The organism is Sphingomonas silueang (assembly GCF_040049155.1).
In the GTDB taxonomy this organism is placed as follows: Bacteria; Pseudomonadota; Alphaproteobacteria; order Sphingomonadales; family Sphingomonadaceae; genus Sphingomonas; species Sphingomonas silueang.
In genome coordinates this window covers 1-2,558 of the sequence record NZ_JBDZDK010000075.1, presented here as the reverse complement: position 1 = coordinate 2,558, position 2,558 = coordinate 1, and the positions used below count along the sequence as shown (strand labels likewise).

Annotated in this window: 2 protein-coding genes; both read right to left on the bottom strand. The window is 63.3% G+C overall.

All coding sequences use genetic code 11. The features are described 5' to 3' along the window. Nucleotides 1-124: 124 nt before the first annotated feature. Complete coding sequence (istB, locus tag ABLE43_RS23070) at nucleotides 125-931, bottom strand: IS21-like element helper ATPase IstB (protein ID WP_298195246.1); 807 nt, start codon at nucleotides 929-931, stop codon at nucleotides 125-127. 20 nt (nucleotides 932-951) lie between these two features. Then, nucleotides 952-2,451 (bottom strand): IS21 family transposase, encoded by a 1,500-nt coding sequence (gene istA / locus ABLE43_RS23065; RefSeq protein ID WP_063977127.1) that lies wholly within the window; start codon nucleotides 2,449-2,451, stop codon nucleotides 952-954. Between the last annotated feature and the right edge of the window lie 107 nt (nucleotides 2,452-2,558).

Genomic DNA, 2,558 nt, shown 5'->3' with positions numbered 1-2,558 from the left:
TGTCAACGGCGGTCTAATTTCCGGCCAGCGTGGCGGAGTAAAAGCAGGCCACTGATGATGCGCGCGGATGATATGCAAAGGGCCCCGATCGGGGCCCTTTGCATATTTGCCGTTTTGCGGCGGGTTATTCGGGGGCGGTGGCCTGGTTTTGCTCCGCCCCGGCAGCGCGGCGGCGGCTGGCGGACTGCCGGAGGCGGTAGCTGTCGCCGTTCATAGTGAGGATACTGACGTGATGGGTGAGACGATCGAGCAGCGCGCCGGTGAGGCGCTCCGAGCCCAGAACCTGTGTCCAGTCCTCGAACGGAAGGTTGGATGTCACGATCGTCGATCCGCGTTCGTAACGCTGGGAGAAGGTCTCGAACAGCAGTTCGGCGCCCGTGGGCGAGAGCGGGACGTAGCCCAGTTCATCGACGATGAGCAGCTTCACCGCCGCGAGATCGCGCTGCATCTTGAGCAGCCGCTTTTCATCCCGGGCTTCCATCAACTGGTTCACCAGAGCCGCAGCCGTCGTGAACGCGACTGTGAAGCCTTTCTGGCAGGCCGCCAGCCCCAGGGCGAGCGCGACGTGGGTCTTTCCGGTCCCACTGTTGCCCAATGCGATGATGTTTTCCCGCCGCAGGATATATTCGCCCCGCGCCAGTTCCAGCACGAGCATTTTGTTGAGGCTGGGGATAGCGGTGAAGTCGAACGTGTCGATGCTCTTCACCGCCGGGAACCGGGCGGCACGGATCCGACGCTCGACCGTTCGGCGCTCCCGGTCGATCAGTTCCAGTTCGATGAGGCGAAGCAGGTAGCGGCTATGATCGATACCGTCGCGCGCGCATTCCCGGGCCAGCTTCTCATATTCGCGCAGCACTGTGGGAAGCTTGAGCTGCTTGAGATGATGCGCGAGCAGAACCTGCGGCGTGCCTGCCGTGGTGCCGGCGGGCATTTTGTCTTCGCTCGCCCGGCTCATGCCGCCATTCCCGGTATGAGCGCGGCATAGTCGGCGGCGCGTGTCGTCTTCACCTCCATTCTGGGGAGGTGGGGATAGGCCGCAAGATCGAGCCTAGCGGGCCTGCGCTCAATGCGCGCCAGCGCGATCTGCTTGACCGCATCAAAGCCGATGGCGCCGATATGGATCGCCTCGGTCACGGCGAAGGTCACCACCTCCATCGGGATCGCCTCGAGCAGGCGCAGGACCTGGATAAATTCGCGCTTGCCCTTGTTCCCCATGCGGGCTTCGAGAAGGTGACGCAGATGCTGGAACGCCTCGGGCAAGGCCCAGTCCTGTAGCGCGGCGGCCTGATCGAGCGCATTGGGCTTGGTCTCGATCAGCGCCAGATAATGGAGCGGGTTCGCCACGAACATGGCTTCACCATAACAGCGCGGGTGACGGGCGATCTCCTCGCCGCCGCACAGGATGACGACCCGATCGACGAAGCCCTTCACCACGACATCCTGGAAGCCGTAGCGGGTCGGAACCGAGTAATCGTTGGTCCGGTAGCGCACCAGCGCGGTCGAGGACACGCGCGCACTCCTCGTCTCGCACGGTTCGAACAGGCCCATCGGCAAGGGACGCAAGGCCGCCAGATCGGCCACGAGCCGCTCGCCGATCGTCTGGCTGTGCCGACCGGCCCGTTCCTCCTGTCGCATACGACAGCGGCGCTCCAGTTCAGCGTTGAAGGCGTCGTAACTCGCGGCGTGCGGAATCGGTACCATGAAGTGCGATCGCGCATGCTTCACCAAGCCTTCGACTTTCCCCTTGTCGTTGCCTTTGCCGGGACGCCCGAACCGATCCGTGAACAGATAGTGGCTGACCAGCCCGGTAAAGGCCTGCGTGCGCTCGCGCTTGCCGTCGCCGCAAATCTTCGCGACCGCGATTTTCGTGTTATCGTACAGGATCGAGCACGGCACTCCGCCAAAGAAGGCGAACGCCGACACGTGCCCATCGAGAAAGGCCTCGGTCGTCTCCGCAGGATAGGCCTTCACGAAGCAGGCATCCGACTGCGGCAGGTCCATGCAGAAGAAGTGAACCTTCTGCCGAACGCCGTCGATCACCCCCACCGCTTCGCCAAAATCCACCTGCGCGTGCCCCGGCGGATGCGCCAGCGGCACGAACGTCTCGCGGCTGCGCGCCCGGCTCTGCCGCACATAATCCTTCACCACCGTGTAGCCGCCGCCATAACCATGCTCGTCCCGCAGCCGCTCGAATATCCGCTTGGCCGTGTGTCGCTGCTTCAGCGGAGCAACCCGGTCTTCTCCCAGGATCGCGTCGATCACCGGTAGCAATGCCCCAAGCTTGGGCTTCGCTACAGGCTTCTTGCGCGTGTATCCGGGCGGCAGCGAAAACCGACACATCTTCGAAATCGTATCCCGGCTCAGACCGAATACCTTCGCCGCCTCCCGCTGGCTGTTCCCTTCCACAAACACAAAGCGCCGAACCGCTGCATAACTCTCCACGGCAAACATCCCTGGCCGCTCCAAAAGGAGCAGCCTAACCAATGGCCGGCTTTTACACCGCCGCGCTCAGCAAATCGCAGGCGCTCCATTGGCCTGGTTTGTCACCGCCCTCCACA